Source organism: Amycolatopsis circi, from assembly GCF_003385235.1.
Taxonomy (GTDB): Bacteria; Actinomycetota; Actinomycetes; order Mycobacteriales; family Pseudonocardiaceae; genus Amycolatopsis; species Amycolatopsis circi.
Genome location: NZ_PQIA01000005.1, coordinates 45,658 through 69,990, shown reverse-complemented (window position 1 = coordinate 69,990; position 24,333 = coordinate 45,658). Strand labels below are relative to the sequence as shown.

The window sequence follows — 24,333 nt, the reverse complement described above, 5'->3', positions numbered from 1 at the left end:
CCAGTCCGGGGTCCCACTGACACTCGCCAACTGCCATTGAACCTGCTCGGCTTTGGCCGCGGACACCCAACGAGCACGCTTTTTCACTACGCTGCACCGGCGCGGCACCGCTGTCTGCGACGAACCTGGAGGTCAGCCGAATGCCCACGGCAACTGTCAACGACCGTCCGATCTTCTTCGCCGACACCGGGGGAGAAGGCCCGGTCTTGCTGCTAGGACACGGCTACTTCCTGGACCACTCAACCTTTTCGCCGCAAGCAGAGACGCTCACGCCGGAGTGGCGCGTGATCACCTGGGACGCCCGCGGCCACGGGCAAACCCCGGACGACGATCCCGGCACGTCATACACCTATTGGGACCAGGCCCGAGACGCGCTCGGTCTGCTGGACCAGCTTGGCATTGAACGCGCCGTCGCAGGTGGACTGTCCCAAGGCGGCTTCACCGCGCTGCGGATTGCGTTGCTGGCACCCGAACGTGTCGCAGGCTTGGTGCTGTGGGACACCGAAGCGACAGCGTGCGATCCAGCCGACAAGGCAGGCTACGGCGAGATGTTCGCCGCCTTGCGCGAATACGGTCCAATTGATGACCTCATCATACCCCTGTCGACGCAACTGCTCGGAGAATCCAGCCTGCGTGACGAGTTACGCGCACGATGGCGCGCCGCACCCGCGCTGCCGCTGGGCCCGGCCGCGCACTGCCTGCTGGAGCGAGACGACGTCTCGGGCCGCCTGAACGAAATCACCTGTCCGACGTTGCTGATGTGGGGCGAGCAGGACGTTTCCCTTCCGTGCGAACGCATGGATCTGCTGAGCGCACGCCTCCCGAACGCTAGCGACGTACACGTCATCCGCGGCGCAGCCCATACTCCGACCCTGACGCATCCAGAGCAGGTCAACCCGTTGCTGCAAGGGTTCCTGCAGTCGTTGGCCTGACCGGTTCCGCCAAACAGCCCAAGCCGGACTGTGGAAACTGCGCAACCGGACGGTTCCTTCAGACTCTTGCACTGCCAGACGCCTAGGTTCTGCCACCGCCCAATGCCGCTCAGGTCAACCAAGGTCTCCCGACAACGTGCGGCTTGACGAGCACCCAATTGCATGCACGCACATGTGCTATACAAGAGGTATCGGCACCACTTCTCGATGTCGGACAAGGTTTTGCCGGAGAGGTCGTTCGCGTGGCCACCACACCTTCCCCTGGACGCAAGTCGGCAGGGGCGAAACTCACCACCCTCGGCGCGATGTGGCCCCGCATGATGGCGCTGCGCAGCCGCGTCGACCACGAGGTCGAGCAGGCCTTGCAACGGCAACTGCACCTGGGCTTCTCGGAATTCGTCGCCTTGATGTCGCTGGCCGATCGCCCCGACGGCGAACTCCGCATGCAGGAACTCGCGGACGCGACGTCGCTCAACCAGAGTTCCGCGACCCGCCTCGTCGGCCGTCTTGAGCGGACCGGTCTCACTGAACGACGTCTCTGCGAATACGACCGCCGCGGTGTCTACACCGGAATCACCGACGCCGGACGCGTCACGTTGCGCAAAGCCGTCCCGGTCTACGAAGCCGCCCTGGCGAGTGCTTTCGACCGAGTGGCAGCAGACCCCGACTACCGCGACCTCATCGCGGCCGTCGACCCGCGCTAACACTGTCCTGACCAGGCATTCGCCACTGAACGGCAAATCTCCCTGACCAGCCGCGCCCTACCCTCGGTGCTACACCTCGAACGCGTTGCCAGTCGCGATCTTCGGCCGCCCCAACTCTACCGGCTCGCCGACTCGCGCCCGTCGGTAAACCTCGACGGTCGCCTCCGCGATCCGCCCCCAATCGAAGTCCGCGCCGAGCCGGGCCTGCGCCGCACGCGCGCGCCGGGTCGCGGCCGGAACGTCGCTCAAGACAGCCGTCACGGACGAGGCGAGGCCGGCGACGTCACCCGGTGCGAAAGCCAAGCCGGTCTCCCCGTCGATGACAACTTCGCCGAGCCCACCCGCGGTCGACGCCACCAGCGGCGCTTTCGCAGCGGCGGCCTCCAGCGCGACGATCCCGAACGGCTCGTACCGGCTCGGCAGCACGACCGCGTCGGCGGCGGCCAGGAGAGCGCGCAGGTCGCGGTCGGAGAGATGACCGACGAAGTCCACCGCCCGGCGAATCCGCAGCTTGCGAGCCTGCGCGACAAGCTCGTCGTGATGTCGCCCTTTTCCGGCGACGACCACTCGGGTCCCCGGAAACTGGCGGCGGATCCGGGGCAACGCGGCCAGCAGGTCTTGGACGCCCTTTTCCCACTCCAGCCGGCCGAAAAACAGCAGGAACGGAGCACCGTCCGGGCTGTGCTGCTCGCGCATTCTCGCGACTTCGCCGGACGACACCCGCCAACTGCGTCCCTCGATGCCGTTGTGGATCACCGCGACATCGGCCGGGTCGATCTCGAAGAGGTGCGAGACCTCCTTGCGCATGGCCTGCGAACAGGTGATCACCGCGTCAGCGCGATTGGCCAGCCACCATTCGACGGAATGCACCTGCTGGTTAAGCGGATGCGACAGCCAACCCGAATGCCGGCCTGCCTCGGTCGCATGAATCGTCCCGACGAGCGGCACCCGCGCAGCCTCAGCGACCGCGATCGCCGGATGCGTGACCAACCAGTCGTGAGCATGAACGACGTCGGGCTGCCAGGTACGGAGCAAATCCTGCGCCGCCCGGACCATGGCGTGGCCCATGGCGAGGGTCCACGCGACGAGGTCCCGCTCGAAAGTCAGATGCATCGGGTCCTCGGCAACCCGGACGACCCGGACCCCCTCGATGACCCGATCGCTGCGCGGATGCGTCGACGCGTCGGTGCCCGCGGTGTGCCGGCAGAGGACGACTACTTCGTGGCCCTGCTGCGCGAGATGCCTCGCCAGCGCGTGAACGTGCCGGGCCAGCCCGCCGATGACCACCGGCGGGTACTCCCAGGACAACATCAGCACGCGCATGGCCCGAGGTTACTCGCCAGTCGCTTACCCTGGGGCGGCCGCCCGAATGACCGCCGGAAAGCCACCCCGAAACCCGGCGAAACCGTGCCGGATCAGGGAAGAACCCGCTGGTCAGAGCGTTTCGCCAAAAAACGGCAACAGCTCCGCCGGACCGGTTGGCCAGCCTGTGACGACAGCATTCGCGCAGGTCAGCACCCCTGTCCTCGGCCAGCAGCCACCGCCAGACTGCAGCGCGAGTTCCACGGCGGCTATCCGTCGCGACGAGCCACCCCGGCGCGTCGAAGCCCACCCTCTGCGCCCTCGGTCGAAGCGCACTTGCCAGCGGCTGACCAGCCATTAGCCACTGAGTGGCGAAACGGTCGTCGAGGGCAACTCCACTGCTCCGCCTGGGGAAGCTCCACCGATGACCAGTCGCCAGCCGTCGACCACCAGCAGCCGTCAGGACCGTCGAGCAGGAGCGTTCACCGGCCGCCTGCGCAGTCTCAAGCCATGCCGCGGATCGCGTTTCTCTGCCACCATGATCGGTGATGACTCCAACAGAGCCCGAATGGCAGCGCGCGGATTCGTCGCTGACCACCCCGTGGACCGACCGAGTCGACCCGGCCGCGGTGCTACCCGAGTACCCGCGCCCCCAACTGCGCCGGCCGGAATGGCTGAGTCTCAACGGCGTCTGGGAGTACGCAGGATGGCCTGCTTCGCCCGCCGAGCCGCGCCCCGTCGGGTACAGCGAGCGCATCCTGGTTCCCTTCGCACCCGAATCAGCGCTCTCCGGAATCGGCCGACGCGACGAAGTGCTGTGGTACCGCCGGTTGTTCGAGGTGCCGGAAAGCTGGAGCGGACGGCGGGTGCTGCTGCATTTCGGTGCAGTCGACCAGAAAGCCGAAGTGCGGGTCAACAACCAGACGGTGGTCACCCATGAGGGCGGGTACACGTCGTTCTCAGCGGACATCACGGACGCGCTCCGTGCATCAGGGCCGCAGGAAATTACCGTTCGCGCAGAGGACCGCACGGACATCGAGCCGTACCCGATCGGCAAGCAGCGCAACGAGCCTGGCGGTATCTGCTACACGCCGACGTCGGGAATCTGGCAGACCGTATGGGTCGAACCGGTGCCGAACGAGCGCATTTCCGCCCTCGAAGTCAGTTCGGACCTCTCTGGCGTGTCGGTGTTCCCGCAGGTCACTGGCGGTGCTCAAGTGGAGTTGAGCGTTTCGCCGCAAAACGGCGACGAGGTAGTGCGGGTTCTGGGTGCCGCTGGCGCACGGCTTCGGGCCACCCCTCCGGAACCCCATCTGTGGTCTCCTGACGATCCGTTTCTCTATGACATCACCGTCCGGCTTCTGGATGCGCACGGTGATGCCCTGGACGAAGTCGCCAGTTATTGCGGCTTGCGAACGGTAGAAATCGTCCCGGATGTCGACGGACGGCCACGAATCGCTTTGAATGGCCGGATCGCTTTCCTGCACGGACCACTCGATCAGGGCTACTGGCCGGACGGCGGTTACACCGCTCCGACGGACGAGGCGCTCAGATTCGATCTCGAGAAGACGAAGGGACTGGGGTTCAACCTGGTCCGCAAGCACGTCAAAGTCGAGCCCGCGCGCTGGTACTACTGGGCGGATCGGCTGGGTTTGGCTGTCTGGCAGGACATGCCGTCGCTGGTCGTCTCGTTCGCGGGACCGCCCGGGCACGCGCCGGATCCGTTGCCCGAAGGACAGCAGCGATTCGAGGCCGAGTTGCGGGAAATGGTCGCGCAGCTGCGCAACGTCACGTCAATCGTCGCCTGGGTGCCGTTCAACGAAGGCTGGGGAGAATTCGATACGCCCCGGATCGCGGAACTAGTGAAGGAACTCGACCCGACGAGACTGGTGATCGCCAACAGCGGGGTGAACTGTTGCTTCTCCCACCCGGACACCGGTGCCGGCGATATCTACGACGATCACACGTATGTGGGACCGGGGGAGCCGCACGATGGGGACCATCGCGCATCGGTGGACGGCGAATACGGCGGCCTGGGCTTGCTCCTCGAAGACCACATCTGGCCGGGTCCGCCTAACGCCTACGAAATGACGACCGATTCAGCACATCTCACTCGCCGGTACGCGGAGGTGAGCGAACGCCTCGAAGGGTTGGTTTCCGAGCTGGGATTGTCCGGTGCGATCTACACTCAGACCACCGATGTAGAGAACGAAGTGAACGGCCTCCTCACCTACGACCGCCGAGTGCAGAAGCTCGACTTCGCCGACGCCGCGAACCACAACCGAGTGGTGATCGCGCGTGGTTCGTACCCTGAGGTGAAGACCGCTGCCGAGCTGGCTGGCGAGGCTCCGGATAGCCGTTGACCTGCGATTCGCCACTGAGCGGCAACACAAGATAGGCAGTCCTGCACGGGGCTGCGGCCTGGGGGGCAAACCTGGCTGACTTGCGATTCGCCGCTCACTGGCGACGAACTGGTCGACGGCGTTTCGGCGCTGGCGAGCTGTCGTCCATCCCGGACGCGTTGCTCTGTCCTCGCCGGTCAGCGGCTACGGTGCCGCAGCGACCGGTCGTGCCGAATTTGCCTGCGAACGGCGAACCGTACTGAAGGCGGTCGGGGCCGGTGGCCTGAGGCTGCTGTGCGTGGCGATGTCCGTCCACGGCGACTCAGGTTGTTGGTCGGCAGTCGCCGATGAGAGGCGACAACGCCGCAGGGAGCAGCTGAACGCCTGACTTTTCGCCATTGAACGGCAACGGCACGAATCGACGGCCATCGGTATCTCCTCCGCGGAACCCGGCTGACTCCGCGGAGGTAGTCAGTTGCCGAAAAACGGCAAATGCTCTCCGGCCGCCATAAACGCAGGCCGGAGAGCAGGGCCGAAGCTCAAGCAGGCAGTGCCGCTTCGATCGCTGCGACGATCGTCTCGTCTTCGGGCTCCGTGCGCGGGCGGAAGCGACCGAGCACCTTGCCGTCCGGGCTGATCAGGAACTTCTCGAAGTTCCACTGCACGTCGCCGGCTTCGCCGTCCGCGTCGGGAGTTTCCGTGATGCTCGCGTAGAGCGGGTGCCGGCCTTCGCCGTTGACGTCGATCTTCTCGAAGAGCGGGAACGACACTCCGTACGTGGTGGAGCAGAACGTCTGGATTTCCTCCGCCGTTCCTGGCTCCTGACCGGCGAACTGGTTGCACGGGAACCCGACGACCGAGAAGCCCTTGTCTCCGTAGCGCTCCTGCAGGCTTTCCAAACCGGTGTACTGCGGCGTCAACCCGCACTTCGAGGCCACGTTCACCACGAGCAGCGTCTTTCCTGCCAGTGGTCCGCCGAGAGTGGCGTCGTCGCCGGACAGGGTCTTGAGGGGCAGGTCACGGATTCCCATGGAATTCCCTTCGATCGTCATGCGTGAGGACGGCGCAGGGCGCGCGCGTCCAGATGTCCGAACGGGCCGTCGGCCCGGCGGTATTCCTCTGCCAGGGCAAGCGCGCGGGCACGATCCCCGCTGCGGAGCAACCCTGCCAGGGCATCGAATCGTTCGGTGTGCACGCGGGCGCGCCGGCGGGCGTAGTCGGCGGCGGAGTCTTTGGTGACCATGAACGCCCAGTCGCTGGACAGCGCCATCATCGCCTCGGCGACGGCTTGGTCGGCAACGGCATCGCGAGCGGTCCCATCCTGCTTGTCGACCAGATCGAGCAGCCGGGTCTGCAGTGCGGCGTTGTCCTGCACCATGTCCGCGACCTGTTCGCCGTCCCAGACTCGCCAGTCCTTGCCAGAACCCCATGAGGACGCGGGCAACTGGATCGGTTCGCCTAGGTGGCCAGCCTCGAGCGCGCCCCGCAATGTGGTCACGCGGACGCCCGCTTCGGGCAGCGCGCGCAGGATTCCTTCGAGCCACGCGGGACCTTCGTGCCACCAATGCCCGAAGAGTTCCGTGTCGTAGGCGGCAACTACCAGCGATTCGCGGCCGTGTTGCTCGCGGAGCGACCGGAGCCGCGCGACGACTGTTTCGACGAAATCCTTGACGTGTGAACCTAGAACGTCCGCGGCGAGCGCGGGGTCGTATGGGGCTTTGTCTTGCGGCTCAACGGTTTTGCCGGTGACGCGTGACGCCTTGAGTCCGACTTCGTGCGCCCAGGTGTGGAAATCCCGGTACGCCGCATGGCCCGGGTAGCCAGCTTTCGGCGACCAAACCCGGTACGTGACTTCGAGATCGCGGCCGAAACAGACAACGTCGGAGTCGCCGACGGGATGCGCGGCCGAGGTGTCACCATGGAGTGAAGGGCCGTCGACAAGGAAGCGTCGCACCCCGGCGTCGTGATAATCTTGCTCCATTCCCGGTGCATAACCACATTCAGGTGCCCAAATACCTTCTTGTGCGCGGCCAATGCGCAGCGCGGTGTCCTCCAACCCGGCCTGGAGGGCGAACCGACGCACCCGCTGGTCCAGCAAAGGCTGGAACGGATGCGCCAGCGGTCCGCCGAGCAGTTCGATCGTGTCATTGTCCACAAGCGACCGCAGGATCGGCGAAAAACCGTGTCGCCAGCGCGTTTCCAGCTCCTCGGTGGCGTGCATGGCAGCTTGGTGTTCGGCGGCGGCGAGGTCGCGTAGCAACGGATCGCCGTGCCAGAGCGTCGATGCGTGCTGCGTGCGCAGTTGCCAGTGGCCGACCCAGTCGTGACAGGCGCGGATGGCGTACGGATCGTCAAGCTGCGCGGCGAGGACTGGCGTCATGCCGAGCGTCAAGACGTCGCGTCGCCCCTCAGCGGCGAAACGGCGCAGCAGGTCGACGACCGGCAGGTACGAATGCGTCCACGCCTGATACAGCCATTCCTCGCCGACCGGCCAGCTGCCATGGTGCGGCAGCCACGGCAGGTGGCTGTGCAGGACGAGGCAAAACGTGCCTTCGGAGGCGGAATTCCGGGCGCTCACGGTCGCACCGCCACGGCCACCAGGTCGAGGCTCGCGTCGAGGTCGTCGTCGTGCACGGCGAAGTCGTCGGCCCGGATCGCCGCGACATCCGCGAGGAGGTCGGCGGGCCAGGTGGCCTGTCCGGGAAGGGAGCCCATTACGACGTCCAGTTGGGCGTCGATGATGGAGCCGCCATAGCGGGCTTCGGTGGTGCGCAGGGTTTCCGCGTGGTGCAGTCCGTTCAGCGCCGCGACGGTGAATCCGGCCGCGCGCAGCAGTCCGTCCAATTCGGACGGTGCCAGTTCGCGCGTGTGGAACGGGTTGAGCGGGGTGTCGCTGTCCGGCGTGAAGGTGAGCCGGTTCGGGGTCGTGACCAGCAGTTTCCCGCCCGGGCGCAGGACGCGGAAGCATTCGGCGAGGAAACCGTCCTGGTCCCACAGGTGCTCGATCACCTGGAAGTTCGCCACCACGTCGACCGCGCCGTCCCGCAGCGGGAGGTACGCCAGGTTCGCCCGGGCGACGGCGACGTCCGGATACCGGCGTGCGACGTGCTCGGTGGTCGGTACGTCGTAGTCCAGCGCGAGCACTCGGCGGGCGTGCTGGGCGATCAGCCCGGCGCCGTAGCCCTCGCCGCAGCCGGCTTCGAGCACCGTCGCGTCGGTGCAGTGGGGGAGGAGGGCCAGGTAGGCGGCTTCATGGCGGCGGAACCAATAGTTTTCCTCGGGGATGCCGGGGACGGTCCGTTCGCCGGTGAGGTGCAGTGCCTCGGCCCGGGTGGCTGCGTTGGTCACCTGCGCGACCCTAGCGCCTGTCACGTTTCGCGCAGCCGTCTCGTTCCAGCCGTATGCAACGGACGATCACGCGCATCCTCCTGCTCCTGCTCGGTCTCTACACCCTCGTGCAGGGGCTGTGGCCACTGCTCGACCCGATGGGGTTCTACCAGGACTTTCCCGGTTTCCGGCACGGCTGGGTCTCCATGGACGGGCCCTACAACGAGCACTTCATCATCGATTTCGGCGGCCTCAGCCTGGCGCTCGGCGCGATGCTGGTCGGCGCTGCCGTGATGGGCACCACAACTGTCGCGCGGTTGGTGGCGGTCGCGGCGCTGCTGTTCGCCGTGCCGCACCTCGTCTACCACGCGGGCCACGTTGGGCACTTTCCGCAGCTCGACCAGGTGCTCATTCTCGGCGGCCTCGCGGTGACGGTCTTGCTGCCGCTTGTGGTGCTTTTGGTCCCGGGGCGGCGAATCGAGGTCAGTTCGATGGCGACACCGTGATGCTGAGCGCACCCGGACCGACGTGAGCGCCTATCACGGTGCTCGCGTCGCCCACCACGATCTCGCCCGCGCCGGGCACGCGCTCCCGCAATTTCCGGACGACCTCGCTCTCGTCGGAGCCGAATCGGGTCACCGCGAGGTCCACCGGCTGGTCGCCGGCGGCCTTCGCGGCCAGGTCGACGAGCCGGTTCATCGCTCGTTTAGTGCCGGGAACTCGGGCAAGCGGGCTCACTTCCCCATTGCGGACGGTGAGCAGCGGCTTGATCGCGAACGCACTTCCGAGCATCGACTGGGCAACCCCGATCCGTCCTGATCGCCGTAAGTACTCGAGAGTGTCGACGTAGATCAGTTCGGTCGAGTTGCGCACTCGCCGTTCCGCGGCGTCCAGGACCCGCTCGAGCTGTCCGCCGGCCCCGGCGACGCGGGCGGCGGACACCGCTGCGTAGCCGAGACTCATGCTGGCCGTCCCGCTGTCGAGGATGTGCACGGGAATCCGGACCTGCTGGGCGGCCTCGCGGGCGGCTTCGACGGTCTGCGAAAGCCGTCCGGAGATGTGCAGGCTCACGATCGCGGACGCACCCGCGGAGGCCGCGTCCTGGTAGCTCCAGAAAAACGCGCCCGGATCGGGCGGCGAAGTCGTGACGGCCGCGCCGGATTTCATCGTCTGGATCAGCTCGCCCCGGTCGAAACGGTGCTCGTCATCTGTCTGGTCGCCGACGTGCAGCTGGACCTGGACGACACTGATTCGCCACTGAGCGGCGAGTTGCTCGGGCAGGCACGAGGTCGAGTCGGTGACTACGGCGATGTGCGCGGACATGGTGCCGGAGCGTAACCCCTCACGGCCTACTGCGAGTAAGTGACCGTTGCTCCGATCGGGCGAGCGGCGCGCTGGACGGGCTAACCGGGCAACTACTAGGACGATGGTCCCAATAGATTGCTCATCCAGGTGAATGCCGTCACCTCGAGGGGTCCGGCCGCGGAATTGGCCCTAATCTACCGCTCAGTAGAGCACTGTCCCGCGGCCGAGAGCCGGCCCCAACCGGGAGGTCGAAGAAGACCCATGACGAACATCGTTGTCCTGGTCAAGCAGGTACCGGACACCTACTCGGAGCGGAAGCTCTCCGGTTCCGACAACACCCTTGACCGCGAATCCGCCGACGCCGTGCTCGACGAGATCAACGAGAAGGCCGTTGAAGAGGCCCTCAAGATCAAGGAAGCCGGAGAAGGCGAAGTCACCGTGATCTCGGTCGGCCCGGACCGCGCCACCGACGCGATCCGCAAGGCGCTCTCCATGGGCGCCGACAAGGCCATCCACGTGTCCGACGAGGCGCTGCACGGCTCCGACGCGATCGCCACCGCGAAGGTCATCGCCGCCGCCGTCGGCAAGGTCGAAGGTTACGACCTGATCCTGGCCGGCAACGAGGCGTCCGACGGCCGCGGCGCCGCCGTGCCCGCGATCCTCGCCGAACTGCTCGGCGTGCCGCAGCTGACCTACGTGCGGCAGCTGACCGTCGAGGGCTCCGCCGTGAAGGCCGACCGCGAGACGGAAGACGGCATCACCCACCTCGAGGCGAATCTGCCGGCGCTGGTGAGCGTGAGCGAGAAGATCAACGAGCCGCGCTACCCGTCGTTCAAGGGCATCATGGCCGCGAAGAAGAAGCCGGTCGAGACGCTGACCATCGCCGACCTGGGCATCGACGCGGGCGAGGTCGGTCTCGGCAACGCGTGGTCGACGGTCGTCGAGGCCTCGCCGAAGCCGCCGCGCACCGCGGGCGAGAAGGTCGAGGACGAGGGCGACGGCGGCTCGAAGGTCGCTGAGTACCTGGTCGCGCAGAAGCTCATCTGAGACACGGTTTCGAGGAGGATTCCAGAAAATGGCTGAAGTACTCGTCCTCGTCGACCACGTCGACGGTGATGTCAAGAAGGTCACGCTCGAGCTGCTGACCGCCGCGCGCGCCCTCGGCGAGCCCTCCGCCGTCGTGGTGGGCCCGACCGGCACCGCGGCGAAGGCCAAGGAAGCGCTCGCCGGCCACGGCGCGGCAAAGGTGTACGTCGCCGAGGGCGACGACGCTGCCGGTTACCTGGTGACCCCGAAGGTCGACGTGCTCGCGAAGCTCGCCGAGCAGGTCTCCCCGGCCGCGGTGCTCGTCGCCGCCAGCGCCGAGGGCAAGGAGGTGGCCGCGCGGGTCGCGCTGCGGCTCGGCTCCGGTCTGCTCTACGACGCGGTCGGCGTGAACGCTGACGGCACCGTGGACCAGTCCATCTTCGGTGGCGCGTTCTCCGTGAAGGCCAAGGCCGCCAAGGGTGCGCCGGTCGTGTCGGTGCGTCCGGGTGCGGTCGAGGCGGAGGCCGCCGATGGCGCGGCTGCCGAGGAGACCGTCGAGATTCCGGCACAGGACCCGGCGAAGGCCGCCAAGATCACCGGCATCGAGCCGGTCGTCGGCGGCGACCGTCCGGAGCTGACCGAGGCGTCGATCGTCGTGTCCGGCGGCCGCGGCGTCGGCTCGGCGGAGAAGTTCGACGTCGTCGAGAAGCTGGCCGACTCGCTCGGCGCGGCTGTCGGTGCGTCCCGTGCCGCTGTCGACTCCGGCTACTACCCGGCGCAGTTCCAGGTCGGCCAGACCGGCAAGACGGTGTCGCCGCAGCTGTACATCGCGCTCGGCATTTCCGGCGCGATCCAGCACCGCGCCGGCATGCAGACGTCGAAGACGATCATCGCGGTCAACAAGGACGCCGAGGCTCCGATCTTCGAGATCGCCGACTTCGGTGTGGTGGGCGACCTGTTCAACGTCGCACCGCAGCTGACCGAGGCTGTCGACAAGCGCAAGGGCTGACGTTTTTCTTTCGCCCGGAAGGCCGTCGCGTGCTCGCCACGCGGCGGCCTTCCGCGTTCTCCGGAAGCCTCCCGTCTGCCTGAGAGGAACCTGAGAACCCGCAATTAACTCAACGTGCACTGACCGGTCATCGATTGGCACTCTCCGAGGCCGCTTACCGGCAGGTACACCTTGACCATGACGTCGTCACAGCTCCTCGTCAGTACTGATCAGGCGGGTGCCGACCTTCCCGCAGGCGCTCCGCGGTATTCGCTTCTGGTCGCCAACGGGAACGATGAAGTGCTCGCCGCACAGAAACTGCGATACCGGGTTTTCGCCGAGGAGATGGGGGCGGAACTGCATTCCCCGGAGCCCGGCCGGGATGTCGACTACTTCGACGAATTCTGCGACCACCTCGTGGTCCGCGACGACAACACCGGCGACATCGTCGGCTGCTATCGCATGCTCCCGCCGGACCGCGCCGCGCAGGCCGGAAAGCTCTACTCCGACAGCGAATTCGACCTGACGACCCTCGCCGCGTTGCGGCCGTCCTTGGTCGAGACCGGACGGTCCTGCGTCCACCCCGACCATCGCAGCGGCGCCGTCGTGAGCCTGGTGTGGGCCGGGATCGCGCGCTACATGCTCCTTTCCGGACACCGTTATCTCGCCGGCTGCGCCTCGGTCCAGCTGAACGATGGCGGCAGCTACGCCGCGGGTGTCTGGGATGTCTTGCGCACCAAGCATCATGCCGACGAGTCGTTGCGCGTCGCGCCGTTGAACCCGTGGGAGCCGGGCACGATCGCGCGTCCCGACCGGGCCATGCTTCCGCCGCTGATCAAGGGTTACGTGCGGCTCGGCGCCAAAGTGTGCGGCCCGCCGGCCCTCGATGCCGACTTCGGTGTCGCGGACTTCTTTGTTCTTCTTGATCTGCAGCAGGTCGACGAGCGGTACTTGAAGTTCTTCCTCGGAGCGCAAGGATGAGTCACGCTTGGATGCCGACTTCGCCCTGCGGTGACGGTTGTCTGACCGAAGGCGCACCGACGGTTGGCTTGTCGCGGCGAGTCTTGCGTTTCACCGCAGCGATTTCCGTGGTCTTGGCGGCGCTGCTGGTCGTGCCGGCGTTGCTGGCGATTCGCGGCCGGAGCCGGGAACGCATGATGCGCCGGATTTTCCGGGCGGTGCTGAGGGCGTTCGGCGTGCGGATGTCTGTCGTGGGCGGTGCGGACTTCCTCGCCGCTCCGGCCGGTCGCGGTGCGCTCGTGGTGAACAACCACATCTCGTGGCTGGACATCATCGCCATCAACGCCCTGCGTCCGATGCGCGCGCTCGCGAAGATCGAGATCGGCTCCTGGCCGATCCTGGGCACGCTCGTGCGTCGCGGCGGCAGTATTTTCCTGGACCGCAACCGCTTGCGCACCTTGCCAGGCACAATGTCCGAACTGGCCGACAGCCTCCGCGCCGGCGCGCTCGTCAACGTCACCCCCGAGGGCACCACCTGGTGCGGCCTGGCCTCCGGCCGCTTCACAACGGCCACCTTCCAAGCGGCGATCGACGGCGGCGTCCCGGTCCGACCGATCGCCCTTCGCTACCGCCTCGCCGACGGCCGCGAAACCAGCCAGCCGGCGTTCATCGGGCCGGAGTCGCTCATCGCGTCGTTGCGCCGGGTTGCCGCGCTGCGCGGTCTGGTCCTGGAAGTGCACGTGTGCCCGGAGATCGCCCCGGGCCGCGCGGAAGACCGTCGTTCGCTGGCGGCTCTTGCCGAGGCGGCTGTCCACTCAGCCCTCGGGACAGTCCGCATCCCGCCGCAACGCCGCCGGGTGCTGGCCGGCCGTCGCGCGCCCTCCCAGCCGGTCGCGCACTGACGAATACCCTGGTCACAGGTTCGCGGAGAGGTGTTGCCATTTTTTGGCGACACCTCTCCACCGCTTTCCGATCCCCGCCGGGTTGGCCTTCGACTGACCGTAGCCAGCCCATTCGCCACTCAACGGCAACAGCAACCCGGCTCGCCTCGCCACCGGATGGCTACGGCTACCCGGCCCGTTGCCGGTAACCGCCGCTCCGCCATCAGTCGCCGCCGAATGGCGACGAATCGTTTGCTTCGGCGCACCGGGTCGCTGCCCCTCGGGTGTCGCCACACAGCGGCAACACCCGCTTGCCTCGGCGCGCCTGCCCGCAGTGCCCAGGCTTTCGCCACTGAGCGGCAACGGCCCGCTCGCCACGGCCGCCGCAAACCGGCGACACCCGATCTGCATGGTCACCGAGCGACCCTGCCGTCGTGCTTAGCCGCTGATCGTGGTCAGGAAACGGCAATAGTCAGCTTCCCACCAGGGTGCCCGTTGCGGCTCTCCTCCTGCGCAGCTGCCGCTTCCTCTAACGGAAAGGTCTTCCCCTGCGCAATCCGCAGTCCATTGTGTACATACCCGAGGATCTCGTTCAGCACCTGCTGCGTCTGCCCGTCCTTGCCTCCCGACGAGAAAGGCAACCCGAGCTGGAATGCCGCGCCGTCGGCAATGGTCACGATGCGGTCCTTCGACCCGCGCAGCTCGACCGATTCCGGCAAAACGCCATGGCCAGACGCGTCGAACACCGCGTCGACCGGCCGATCGGCCACCTCACGGACCCGCTCGAGCCACCCGTCGCCGTAGCGCACCGGAATCGCGCCCAGCGCTTTCACCTCATCGAGATTGTGCTGTCCAGCCGTTCCGATCACCGTCGCGCCCAACGCGACCGCGATCTGTGTAGCGAAACGGCCGACGGCGCCACTCGCTCCGTGGACAACCAACAGCTCACCAGCTTTGACGTCGAGCAGACGCAACACGCGCAGTGCGGTTTCGCCAGCAACCGGCAACGCCGCCGCGTCATCCCAGGAGAGGTCGGCCGGCTTGCGCACGATCGCTCCGCCGAGCGCGAACTCCGCGTACCCGCCGGTCGCAGACCAGCCGAACACCTCGTCTCCGACGCCGAATTCAGCGCCGACGCCCGCCGCGTCGACCACTCCCGCGATCTCCAGCCCCGGAATCTGCGGACCTTCGAGCGCCGCGCCACCCGCCATCGCCCCTGAACGAATCTTCCAGTCGATCGGGTTGATCCCCGCGCGCCGGACCGCGACCCGCACCTGCCCCGGGCCGGGCTCCGGCACCGGAACATCCTTCAGCTGCAGCACTTCGGGCCCGCCGTACTCGGCGAAAGTGATAGCTCGCATCTCGGTTCGCACTCTCCTTCGGTCGCCGTACGTCCTACTTAAAGCCAACCAGCATCCGGCGCATTCCGAACCGCACGCTCGATTCGCCAGTCAACGGCAACACCCGCGCTCCTGTCTCGCTCAATCACCCGACCCGACCCGGCGTCGTGACACAGACAGTGCTGACGGCTACCCGCAAGGACTCCGATTCATCGGTCTAGGCGTCCACAACGACGTCGGCAGCTACCCGGCGTCATCGACTTCCTGCGCCGGGCGCCCTCGATTTCCTGGATGTTCACGTAGTCGCCGAATCCCGCAGATCCGGCTTCTCCGGATTGAGTCGCGAACGTCATCCTGCGCATCGGAAACCAGCCCGATGCGAGGTGCCCCACTGCCCACCCCGAAAGCTCGATGGACGGCTTGACCTCCAGAGCGCTGGAGGTTGCAAGCTCGCGATCATGAGCCAGACCGTCGAAGCGCAGCCTAGGAAAAGCGTCCTCTGGAGTCGCGAACACCGCCTTGTCACCGTTGGCCTGTTGCTTGTGGTCACGCTGGTGGCCTTTGAAAACATGGGCGTCGCCACCGCGATGCCGACGCTCGTCGCCGAGCTTCACGGGTTCGCGCTCTATTCCTGGCCGTTCACAACGTTCCTGGTGGCCAGTGTCGTCGCCACTGTCTTGTCCGGACGACTAGGCGACCGCCGCGGCCCAGCACCAGCCCTCCTGGTGGGACCGGTGTTGTTCGCCGCAGGACTAGCCGTCGCAGGCATCGCCACGACAATGCCAGTGCTCCTAGTCGGCCGTGCGCTTCAGGGCTTCGGCTCCGGGTTTCTGCTGGTGTCCGTCTCGCTGCTGATCGCCCTGACGTTCACCGACCGCGAACGACCCGTCATCTATGCGGCCAATGCTGCTGCTTGGGTCCTCCCGGCGGTAATCGGCCCGTCCGTCGCCGGTTTGGTGACTGTGACCGTGGGCTGGCGATGGGTCTTCCTCGGACTGCTTCCTCTGGTCGGGATCGGAATCGGTCTTCTCTGGAAAATCACTCGCCGATTGCCCGCCCACGTGCCGCTCCCAGCCGGACGTCGCGGAGGCGTCATCACCGCTGTCGTTGCTGCGCTCGGGATCGCCGCCCTGAGCTGGGCTGCACAGCACCCATCGCCCGCCGCACTCGCGTACGGCGCGGTGGGTCTTGTCGCACTAGCCGTCGCATTACGCAAGCTCTTGCCTGGCGGAACCATGACCTCTCGCCCCGGATTGCCCACGGTGGTCGCCTCTCGAGCTCTGATCGCCGGCGCATATGCAGGCATGGAGGCATATCTCCCCCTGACCATGACCGCCGTCCACGGCTACAGCCCTGCTCTCGCTGGCCTGCCGCTCACCATTACCGCGCTTGGCTGGTCCGCCGCGTCGGGTCTCCAAGGCCGCTTCCTCGACTGGTCGCGGGAGGCATCGCTGCGCACCGGCTTCGCGCTCGTCGCGGTGGGTCTAGTCGGCTTCGGTTTTGTCGCCCAACCGTGGTTCCCCGCATGGGTGGCCTTCGCCGTTTGCGCAGTCGGCGGTGCGGGGATGGGAATCGCGATGCCGGCCATCTCGGTCCTCCTGCTGCGCTACTCGCCGGAGGGGGAGCGCGGGTTCAACACGTCCGCGATGCAGTTGGCCGACTGGGTCGGATCAGCGCTGCTCATTGGTCTCGGCGGGGTGCTCCTGGCCGTCGTCGCCTCGGCCGCCCAGCCTTCTCCCGCGATGGGACTGCTCAGTGTCGGCCTCGTCCTGCTCGCGCTGCTCGGCGTCCGGCTCACGAGCAGGTGGCCGAAAGAGGTGTGACGTGCCACTCCGCGGCCTGGGGCGAGCTTCGTCACAGGCCGCATCGGTCTACCCTGATAGAGCGATGACCTATCTCGACCACGCGGCAACCACTCCGATGCTGCCCGAAGCCATTGCGGCGATGACTGAGGCTTTGTCCACCGTGGGCAACGCCTCCGCGCTGCATTCTTCGGGACGGCGAGCTCGGCGGGCTGTTGAGGAAGCACGGGAAGTCATCGCCGCAGCTTTGGGCGCGCGACCGTCGGAAGTCATCTTCACCGGCGGCGGCACGGAGAGTGACAACCTCGCGGTCAAGGGCATCTTCTGGGCTCGAAACGGCGAGGACTCGGCTCGGCATCGCATTCTTTGCAGCACGGTCGAGCATCACGCGGTCCTCGACACGGTCGAGTGGCTGGAGCAGCACTCCGGCGCCGAGATCACCTGGCTCGAAGTAGACGACCAGGGCCGGGTGTCGCCGGAAACGCTCCGCGCCGCGATCGATTCGGCACCGGAGACCGTCGCCCTGGCAACGGTGATGTGGGCGAACAACGAGGTCGGCACGGTCAATCCAGTCGCCGCTCTCGCCGAGGTCTGCAACGAATACTCGATCCCCCTGCACACCGATGCCGTCCAGGCGGTCGGTGCGGTTCCGGTCGACTTCACCGCATCCGGCGCAGCCGCACTCACGCTGACCGGACACAAGCTCGGCGGCCCGTACGGTGTCGGCGCGCTTCTCCTGGACCGCGACACTTCGTGCGTCCCTGTGCTCCACGGCGGTGGCCAGGAACGCAGTGTTCGCTCGGGCACTCTCGACGTCCCGGCGATTGCGGGCTTCGCCGCTGCGGTGCAAGCGGCGATCGGCGGTCGTGCGGAGTACGAGGCTCGGGTCGAGAAGCTGCGCGACGAACTCGTCGCCGCGGTCCTGCGCGAGGTCCCGGACGCGATTCTTAACGGCCGCGACGGTGACCGCTTGCCGAGCCATGCTCACTTCACTTTCCCAGGCTGCGCGGGCGACAGCCTGCTGATGCTCTTGGACGCCAAGGGCATCGAGTGCTCCACCGGTTCAGCGTGTACCGCGGGTGTCGCACAGCCAAGTCACGTTCTCCTGGCAATGGGGGCCGACGCCGCCGCAGCCCGCGGTTCGCTCCGATTCTCGCTTGGCCACACGTCGACGCTGGACGACGTGCATACCCTGGCCCGTGAGATCGGTGGCGTCGTCACCCGCGCCCGACAGGCCGGTCTCGCCGGCATGCGCAAGCAGACGCAGAAGCAAGAGGTGTAAAGCAATGCGGGTATTGGCCGCAATGAGCGGAGGAGTCGACTCGGCCGTCGCCGCTGCGCGTGCAGTGGACGCCGGCCACGACGTCGTCGGAGTGCACCTGGCGCTTTCGGCTCAACCTGGCACGCTGCGGACGGGTTCCCGCGGCTGCTGCACCATCGAGGATTCGCACGACGCCCGCCGGGCTGCGGACATCCTCGGCATCCCGTTCTACATCTGGGATTTCGCCGAGCGCTTCACCGAAGAGGTCGTTGAGACGTTCGTCGGCGAGTACGCAGCCGGCCGCACGCCGAACCCTTGCGTGACTTGCAACGAGAAAATCAAGTTCGAGGCGCTGCTTGAGAAGGCGCTCGCTCTTGGCTTCGACGCTGTTGCGACCGGACACTATGCGCGCCTGGCGACCGTCGACGGCGAGTTGGAACTCCGACGGAGCGCGGACGAAGGCAAGGACCAGTCGTACGTGCTGGCTTCACTGCGGCCAGAGCAGCTTAGCCATGCGATGTTTCCGCTGGGCGACTCTTGGAAGTCGGAGGTGCGGGCCGAGGCGGAGCAGCGCGGGCTTTCCGTCGCCCGGAAGCCAGACAGCCACGACATTTGCTTCATCCCGGACGGTGACACCAAGAAGTTCTTGGAGAAGCGGCTCGGCGAGCGTCCCGGCGAACTGGTCGACGCAGAGACAGGCGCTGTGCTCGGGCGTCACACCGGCGTGCACGGATTCACCGTCGGCCAGCGGAAGGGCCTCGGCATCGACGCGCCGGCCGCTGACGGGCGACCTCGTTATGTCCTTTCGCTCGAACCTGTTTCGGGCACGGTGAAGGTCGGGTCGTCGGCAGACCTCGGTGTCCAGGCCATCGACGCGGACCGGGCGATCTGGCCGAGCGGACGAGCCTTGGACGGACCGACCGAATGCACCGTCCAGGTTCGCGCGCACGGAGGCATTGCCGATGCGATTGCCGAAGTAGGCGAAGGCGGGCAAGTCTCCATCCAGTTGCGCGAGCCGTTGCGCGGTGTAGCACCTGGCCAAGTAGTTGTCCTTTATCGGCAAGACGACCAGGCGGGCGACCTCGTGCTCGGGAGCGCCAAGATCTCTGGCACTCGCTGATCTCCTTATGCGCCTAGGCGTTCCTCTCCAGGTTCTTCCGCCGCGGGCTGAGGATCGTGCAGTGGCGGAGGTGCGCTTTCAGCTTTCTCGCCAGTAGGTGTCGTGACGATGAGCTTTCCGTCCTGCAGGACCTCGTAGCTCCAGTCGGCTCGATTCTTAAGACGGCGGTGGCGTAGGCAGTAGCTCAACGTCGAGTCTGCGTCCGTGGAATCAGGGCCGGTCGGTTCCGTCAGGCAGCTTTGTGCCGGCCGCGGGCAGCCGGGCTGTCGGCACTCACGGTCGCGGATCCGCACGAACTCGTCCACGTCGATGTTCGGCCGATAGCGGAACTTGCCGACCTCGATCACCTGTCCGGTCAGCGGGTCAGTGATGACCCGGCGGACGATCGTGTCGGGACCAGTGGCGATGTGGCGTGCGAGCTCGGCCGGGATATGACCGTGACCGGCGAGCTCGGCGGGATTGTCGTTGAGCCCCAGGTATGTCTGCAGATCGACATAGAGGTACACCTCGGTCTGCTCTGGAACACCGCCTTTGCCGCTGAGCAGAAGATCGATCGCGACGTCAGCGCGCAGTTGGTCGAGGGTCCGCTTCTCATCGCCCGTCTTGAGCGATCGAGCGATCTTGTCAACGCGCAGGTAAGCCGCTGTTGCTTTGTCGGTCGAGGTGTTGTCGACGGAGAGCCGTGAGATGCCTTCGCTCTGGTGCTGCAAGATGACGCGGCGCTCGGCTTTCCGCTGAGCCAGCCGATTCATCGCGCCGTCTGGGTCGATTTTCGTTGCGGCATATGCGGTTGCCTTGCGGACTTGGGTCGGGTTCTTGTCCTCCAGTCGGTGTTCGAGCAGGTAATCGACCATGCGCGCGTGGCGGTCGGACAGCTGGCTGGTGCCGTCAGTGACTTTCATGGCGCGATAGAGGTCGAATTTGCCCTGATCCATCAACCGAAAGATTCGAGGCAGACGTTGAGCCAGAGCTTCGGCGGCGGTGATCATCGCTCCGGCTCGAGTATCGGTGATGTGCAAGGCAAGGGCGAACTCGCACGCCAGTTCGTGCGGGTCAGATCTTCGTCTTCGGATGCCCGCCATGCAATGCAGCTGCAACGCCTGCAAGCGCGCGATCTGGCGGTTCGCGTCCTTCAGTGCCGTCATCAGCTGGTCTGTCTGCAGGCGATTGAAGAGGTCGAGGTTCGCATGCATGGCGCGAAGCAGGAAGGCGAGGTCTGCGGTTTCGGTGGTCTTGGTGGTCTGATCGGCGTGGTCCGCCGGTGTGGTCGACTTGCTCATGATCGTCACGATACGCATTGATTCGAGCACAGGCAGCTAATTTGCGCGAAGGGACCCATCGTGCAATGGCTTGGCTTTTGGGTGACAACCCTGGCATGGTGAAAGTCGGGTGATCGAGCGTACGGCTGAAGCTGCGGGGAGGGAGTGATCAGAGATGCAGCTTGAAACCAGTGTGACTCGCGACGAAGCCCAATCGTTCGTAGAAGCGGTGTGCTGCCGTCCTCGTTGTGTCCGAGGCGAGCTGAACTAGGTTGCAGCCGCGTCGCCGGGATTCGTCGATGGCCCACTGCACGAGTTGCGCGCCCAAGCCTGAGCCGCGGTGATCGCGGTGTACGCGCACAGCTTCAATTTGCCCGCGAAGGGCCCCACGCCGTGCGAGGCCGGGGATGATTGTCAGCTGCAGTGTGGCTATCGGTCGGTCGTTTGACGTTGCGACGACCAGCAGCTGATTTGGGTCTTCAGCAATGGCTTTGAACGCTTGCAGGTAGGGCTCGAGGTCGGCCGTGGAGTCGCGGGTTGCTCCCAGTTGGTCGTCCGCAAGCATCTGGACGATCGCTTCGACATCGTCGGCGCGGGCTCGTCTCACAATGATAGGAGGCACGGCGGATCAGTATCCCATTAGGCGAGTGACGAATGTTGGCCGCTACGTGGTCTTGTAGCGGCGAATGCCGTCGACGTCTTCGGCAGCGAGTTTGTTCTGCGAGACCAGAAGATCCAGGTGCGCGCCGGTTTCCAGGACGGCGAGCATCTGATTGAAGGCGTCCATTTCGGACAGTTTGCGGCCGCGACGAGTCCAGCCGAGGCGGTTGGCCGCTTCAAAAGCGGTGCTCGCTCCGGCTTCGATTTGAGCCGCCATCGTTTCGAGGCGTTGCCGGTGATGTTCGAGAAGTTCATCGATCCGGGCATGCACGCTGTCGGTGACTGGGCCGTGAGCCGGCAGCATGCGCCGGTCCGGCATCCCGCGAACCAGGCGGAGGGAGTCGAGATAGTCGTTCAGCGGCAACTCGGCCGGAACCGGCTGAAATCCGATCGACGGAGTGATGTGCGGGAGGACGTGGTCGCCGGAGAACAAGAGGTTGGCTGCACCGTCTACGAAAACCACATGTCCGTTGGTGTGCCCCGGAGTGTGGACAACGTCGAACTCTCGGTCGGGCAGTACCGCTCGCCGGCCGGGCGTCAGCCATTCATCCGGCTCTTCCCAAAGATTCGCCTCGGTGTGGCGAGGTTCCGAACCGAACAGCTTGCTGAGCGCGGTGATGACCTCTTGTCCGTCGCTGAGGCGAAGGAGGTCGAGTTGGGCTTGCATGGGGAACTGGTTCGGGTTGGCGCTCGCGTCGAGCGAAGGCTGCTCGAGCTTGCCGAGGGCGATCCGGTTGCCGAACTCGCGCCGAAGCGCGACTGCCTGCGTGTAGTGGTCGCGGTGGACGTGGGTGATGAGGAACTCTCGGACATCGCCGAGCTCGGCGTCGATCGCCTTGAGCGCTTTGGCCAGCAGCTGGCGAGATTCGGTGAGGGCCCACCCCGAGTCGACGAGTACCAGGTTCGTGCCGTCGGTGACTGCGTAGACGTTGACCGCGCGCAGGCTGTCGTTCGGCAGCGGCAATGGAATCCGGTAGACGCCCGCGGCCACTTCGTAGACCCCGGGATCGGCCCAGTTCGAGTTACTGCCTTCGGGCAACGGCTCCACAGCGACCTCCGTCCAGGCGGGACCACGGCGTCCCGGACTTTCCTTACATTGGGCCGTATTCCGGTCGCTGTCCACCTGGCGGGGCTGAGACACCGGTCACGTGATCAACCGCGCTGTGCGGTCAGTGCGATGTCGATGGTCAACGTTGTCGCGACGAGCATGCTGGCTAGCGGCTCGGGGACCTGCAGCGGGATCTCGACGAGACAGGTGTTGCCTCTGACCGGCGAAAGCTCAGCCGATGGGTGCCCGACGTGGGCGACCTCGGTGCCGGCCGGGTCCTCGACGGTGACTTCCCAACGTTGCCGCCCACTGGCAACTACGGTGGCAATTGTCTTGCCTTCGGCGCGCAGGGTGAAACGGACGCCGCCTGCATTGGTGGGGACGATTTCGCCAATCGGCGTCCCGTCCGCGCGGGTGACCACGAAGCGGGCCAGCGGGTCCTTCGATGGTTTCTCGACCTTGAGGACGGTGCTCTGGTTCGCGTCGCGGACCTCGAACCTGCGGCTGACGTACTGGTCGGATTTCCACAGAAGCTGAACGACTTTGCGCAGGAAGCTCGGGGTGGTGACGGCAACCCCGCCAATGTGGAGGCCCTGGCGGTCGAACACGCCGTACTCCTGGCCGACGGCGGTCGGCTTTGCCTCCCGGCTGACGTACAGGACCGGCTCGGTGAAGAGCGTCCGCTCATAGGAGCGGCTTGAAGCCCGGCGGTACGGTGCTCCGGGCATGATTCCCCGCCGCGGCTCCCGGGCGGATGCGTCACCGGGTGTTTTGCCGGGCGGTGGCGGGGCGGAGCTGGTCATGACGATCCAGACTAACGCGGTGACCGCGAATTCGGTGCAGGCAAAGGGATATGCGGCGAATGTCCGGCTATTGCCGCGCGGTCGGGTGAAGCTTGTCCGAAGGGGCGGTGCGCACGCCAGTCGCCCGTTCCGCGACAATCCGGCCTGTGAGCGAACGACCTTGGCCTGCGGGCGCGGCGACAGGAATCGGGTCTATGCCGGGGACCGATCCCGTCGAGGCCGCTGCTGTGGTGTTCGGAGAGCTTTCTGGCTTCCCGTATGTGCCTGAATTGCCGGCTCGCGGCGTCGGTGCGGACCTGCTCGGCCGGACTGCGGCGTTGCTTGTGGACCTCGCAGTCGAGGTGGTGCCCAGCGGTTACCGCGTTGCCGGGCGGCCTGGTCACGACCACCGTCGTGGCCATGACCTGCTCCAATGGGACCTCGACGCCGTCCAGGCCGCTCGCGAGAACGCTGGTGCGCCAGCGGTCCTCAAGACCCAGATCGCCGGGCCTTGGACGCTCGGCGCGGGGATCGAGCTTCCCAGGGGACATCGGGTGCTCACCGACCGCGGAGCGCTGCGGGACTTCACCTCCTCGCTGCTCGACGGGCTTGTTCAGCACGTCGCCGAGCTGACTGCGAGGACTGACGCGCCGGTGGTCGTGCAGCTCGACGAGCCGTCGCTGCCTGCCGTTCTCGCCGGAAAACTGTCCACTCCGTCGGGATACGGCAACGTCCCCGCGGTGCCTGAGCCGGAGGTTCGGGAGCTGCTTGCGACGACGATCGAACGGATCGGCGCGATGACCGGGCAGCCCGTCATCGTCCACTGCTGCGCTCCGCGGCCGCCGATCGCACTCTTCCGCGCCGCGGGTGCTGGGGCCGTCGCGTTCGACATCAGCATGCTCGCCGGCGCGTCTGCCCAGCTTCTGGACGAGATCGGCGAGGCCTGGGACAGCGGTACTTCGTTCTTCCTGGGCCTCGTGCCGGCCACGGACCCGGTGAAGGCTCCGGAGCTGAAGGACCTCGCAGCGCCGGCGCTCAGGCTCGTGGACCGGCTTGGATTCAACCGTTCAATCCTTGCCGAGCGAGCTGTCCCGACGCCTGCGTGCGGTCTGGCCGGTGCCACGAACGAGTGGATGCGCCGGGCGCTCGCTCTTAGCCGCGATCTGGGCAAAGGGTTCGTGGAGCCACCCGAGAACTGGTGATTTCGAGGACGTGCTGCGGCCGTGACGCGTACCGTGGCTGGTGAAGAGAAACAGCCGTGACGCGTACCGTGGCTGGTGAAGAGAAACAACCG

General features: G+C 66.4%; 22 protein-coding genes. 12 read left to right on the top strand and 10 right to left on the bottom strand.

Features of this window, described 5'->3' with window-relative positions:
• Positions 1-140: 140 nt before the first annotated feature.
• Complete coding sequence (locus D0D37_RS02300; protein ID WP_116198814.1) at positions 141-932, top strand: alpha/beta fold hydrolase; 792 nt, start codon at positions 141-143, stop codon at positions 930-932.
• 242 nt (positions 933-1,174) lie between these two features.
• Positions 1,175-1,636, top strand: a complete 462-nt coding sequence (locus D0D37_RS02295; protein ID WP_116198813.1) for a MarR family winged helix-turn-helix transcriptional regulator — start codon at positions 1,175-1,177, stop codon at positions 1,634-1,636.
• A gap of 69 nt (positions 1,637-1,705) precedes the next feature.
• Here the strand turns inward: D0D37_RS02295 and D0D37_RS02290 are convergent, their stop codons facing one another.
• Positions 1,706-2,959 carry a glycosyltransferase family 4 protein gene (locus D0D37_RS02290; protein WP_116198812.1) on the bottom strand — a complete coding sequence of 418 codons (1,254 nt, stop codon included), beginning with the start codon at positions 2,957-2,959 and terminating at the stop codon, positions 1,706-1,708.
• A gap of 527 nt (positions 2,960-3,486) precedes the next feature.
• Here D0D37_RS02290 and D0D37_RS02285 point away from each other — a divergent pair.
• On the top strand, positions 3,487-5,301 hold the full coding sequence (locus tag D0D37_RS02285) for a glycoside hydrolase family 2 protein (RefSeq protein WP_116198811.1): 1,815 nt from the start codon (positions 3,487-3,489) through the stop codon (positions 5,299-5,301).
• 518 nt (positions 5,302-5,819) lie between these two features.
• Here the strand turns inward: D0D37_RS02285 and D0D37_RS02280 are convergent.
• Genes D0D37_RS02280 through D0D37_RS02270 form a run of 3 tightly spaced genes read right to left on the bottom strand, consistent with a single transcriptional unit; the run spans position 5,820 to position 8,628 of the window.
• A complete protein-coding gene (locus D0D37_RS02280; RefSeq protein WP_116198810.1) occupies positions 5,820-6,311 on the bottom strand; it encodes a glutathione peroxidase in 492 nt (163 codons plus the stop codon).
• 17 nt (positions 6,312-6,328) lie between these two features.
• The gene (locus D0D37_RS02275) at positions 6,329-7,858 is read right to left on the bottom strand and encodes a 1,4-alpha-glucan branching protein domain-containing protein (RefSeq protein ID WP_116198809.1); all 1,530 of its coding nucleotides are present in this window, start codon (positions 7,856-7,858) and stop codon (positions 6,329-6,331) included.
• Positions 7,855-8,628: a class I SAM-dependent methyltransferase gene (locus tag D0D37_RS02270; RefSeq protein WP_116198808.1), complete on the bottom strand. Its 774-nt coding sequence runs from the start codon at positions 8,626-8,628 to the stop codon at positions 7,855-7,857. The genes D0D37_RS02275 and D0D37_RS02270 overlap by 4 nt, the downstream gene beginning before the upstream one ends.
• 53 nt (positions 8,629-8,681) lie before the next feature.
• Here D0D37_RS02270 and D0D37_RS02265 point away from each other — a divergent pair, with 53 nt between their 5' ends.
• Complete coding sequence (locus D0D37_RS02265) at positions 8,682-9,113, top strand: hypothetical protein (protein ID WP_116198807.1); 432 nt, start codon at positions 8,682-8,684, stop codon at positions 9,111-9,113.
• Here D0D37_RS02265 and D0D37_RS02260 read toward each other — a convergent pair.
• Positions 9,091-9,930, bottom strand: coding sequence for a DegV family protein (locus tag D0D37_RS02260; protein ID WP_116198806.1), 840 nt, complete (start codon positions 9,928-9,930; stop codon positions 9,091-9,093). The genes D0D37_RS02265 and D0D37_RS02260 overlap by 23 nt on opposite strands.
• Positions 9,931-10,173: 243 nt before the next feature.
• On the opposite strand from D0D37_RS02260, the gene D0D37_RS02255 reads away from it, so the two are divergent.
• From D0D37_RS02255 to D0D37_RS02240, 4 genes are all read left to right on the top strand, one after another.
• Positions 10,174-10,959, top strand: a complete 786-nt coding sequence (locus D0D37_RS02255; protein ID WP_116198805.1) for an electron transfer flavoprotein subunit beta/FixA family protein — start codon at positions 10,174-10,176, stop codon at positions 10,957-10,959.
• 28 nt (positions 10,960-10,987) lie between these two features.
• Positions 10,988-11,947 (top strand): electron transfer flavoprotein subunit alpha/FixB family protein, encoded by a 960-nt coding sequence (locus D0D37_RS02250; RefSeq protein ID WP_116198804.1) that lies wholly within the window; start codon positions 10,988-10,990, stop codon positions 11,945-11,947.
• Between the two features lie 177 nt (positions 11,948-12,124).
• Positions 12,125-12,907 (top strand): GNAT family N-acetyltransferase, encoded by a 783-nt coding sequence (locus tag D0D37_RS02245; protein WP_116198803.1) that lies wholly within the window; start codon positions 12,125-12,127, stop codon positions 12,905-12,907.
• Complete coding sequence (locus D0D37_RS02240; protein ID WP_116198802.1) at positions 12,904-13,788, top strand: lysophospholipid acyltransferase family protein; 885 nt, start codon at positions 12,904-12,906, stop codon at positions 13,786-13,788. Before D0D37_RS02245 ends, D0D37_RS02240 begins: the two co-directional genes overlap by 4 nt.
• 434 nt (positions 13,789-14,222) lie before the next feature.
• Here the strand turns inward: D0D37_RS02240 and D0D37_RS02235 are convergent, their stop codons facing one another.
• Positions 14,223-15,128 (bottom strand): NADP-dependent oxidoreductase, encoded by a 906-nt coding sequence (locus D0D37_RS02235; RefSeq protein ID WP_116198801.1) that lies wholly within the window; start codon positions 15,126-15,128, stop codon positions 14,223-14,225.
• Positions 15,129-15,565: 437 nt separating this feature from the next.
• On the opposite strand from D0D37_RS02235, the gene D0D37_RS02230 reads away from it, so the two are divergent.
• The 3 genes from D0D37_RS02230 (at position 15,566) to mnmA (ending at position 19,290) form a co-directional block, all read left to right on the top strand.
• Positions 15,566-16,930, top strand: a complete 1,365-nt coding sequence (locus D0D37_RS02230) for an MFS transporter (RefSeq protein ID WP_116198800.1) — start codon at positions 15,566-15,568, stop codon at positions 16,928-16,930.
• 64 nt (positions 16,931-16,994) lie between these two features.
• Positions 16,995-18,191: a cysteine desulfurase family protein gene (locus D0D37_RS02225; RefSeq protein WP_116198799.1), complete on the top strand. Its 1,197-nt coding sequence runs from the start codon at positions 16,995-16,997 to the stop codon at positions 18,189-18,191.
• A 4-nt stretch (positions 18,192-18,195) separates the two neighbouring features.
• Entirely contained in the window at positions 18,196-19,290 is a 1,095-nt protein-coding gene (gene mnmA / locus D0D37_RS02220; protein ID WP_116198798.1) for a tRNA 2-thiouridine(34) synthase MnmA, read from the top strand.
• 5 nt (positions 19,291-19,295) lie between these two features.
• On the opposite strand, the gene D0D37_RS02215 is transcribed toward mnmA, so the two are convergent.
• The 4 genes from D0D37_RS02215 to D0D37_RS02200 form a co-directional block, all read right to left on the bottom strand.
• Complete coding sequence (locus D0D37_RS02215; protein WP_244223349.1) at positions 19,296-20,570, bottom strand: DUF222 domain-containing protein; 1,275 nt, start codon at positions 20,568-20,570, stop codon at positions 19,296-19,298.
• 148 nt (positions 20,571-20,718) lie between these two features.
• Positions 20,719-21,162: a GNAT family N-acetyltransferase gene (locus tag D0D37_RS02210; RefSeq protein WP_162834047.1), complete on the bottom strand. Its 444-nt coding sequence runs from the start codon at positions 21,160-21,162 to the stop codon at positions 20,719-20,721.
• 51 nt (positions 21,163-21,213) lie between these two features.
• Entirely contained in the window at positions 21,214-22,257 is a 1,044-nt protein-coding gene (locus tag D0D37_RS02205) for an MBL fold metallo-hydrolase (protein WP_116198796.1), read from the bottom strand.
• A gap of 104 nt (positions 22,258-22,361) precedes the next feature.
• Positions 22,362-23,060 (bottom strand): hypothetical protein, encoded by a 699-nt coding sequence (locus tag D0D37_RS02200; RefSeq protein ID WP_244223348.1) that lies wholly within the window; start codon positions 23,058-23,060, stop codon positions 22,362-22,364.
• Positions 23,061-23,206: 146 nt separating this feature from the next.
• Between D0D37_RS02200 and D0D37_RS02195 the strand changes: the two genes are divergently transcribed.
• Positions 23,207-24,241 (top strand): uroporphyrinogen decarboxylase/cobalamine-independent methonine synthase family protein, encoded by a 1,035-nt coding sequence (locus D0D37_RS02195; RefSeq protein ID WP_116198794.1) that lies wholly within the window; start codon positions 23,207-23,209, stop codon positions 24,239-24,241.
• The last annotated feature ends 92 nt before the right edge of the window (positions 24,242-24,333 follow it).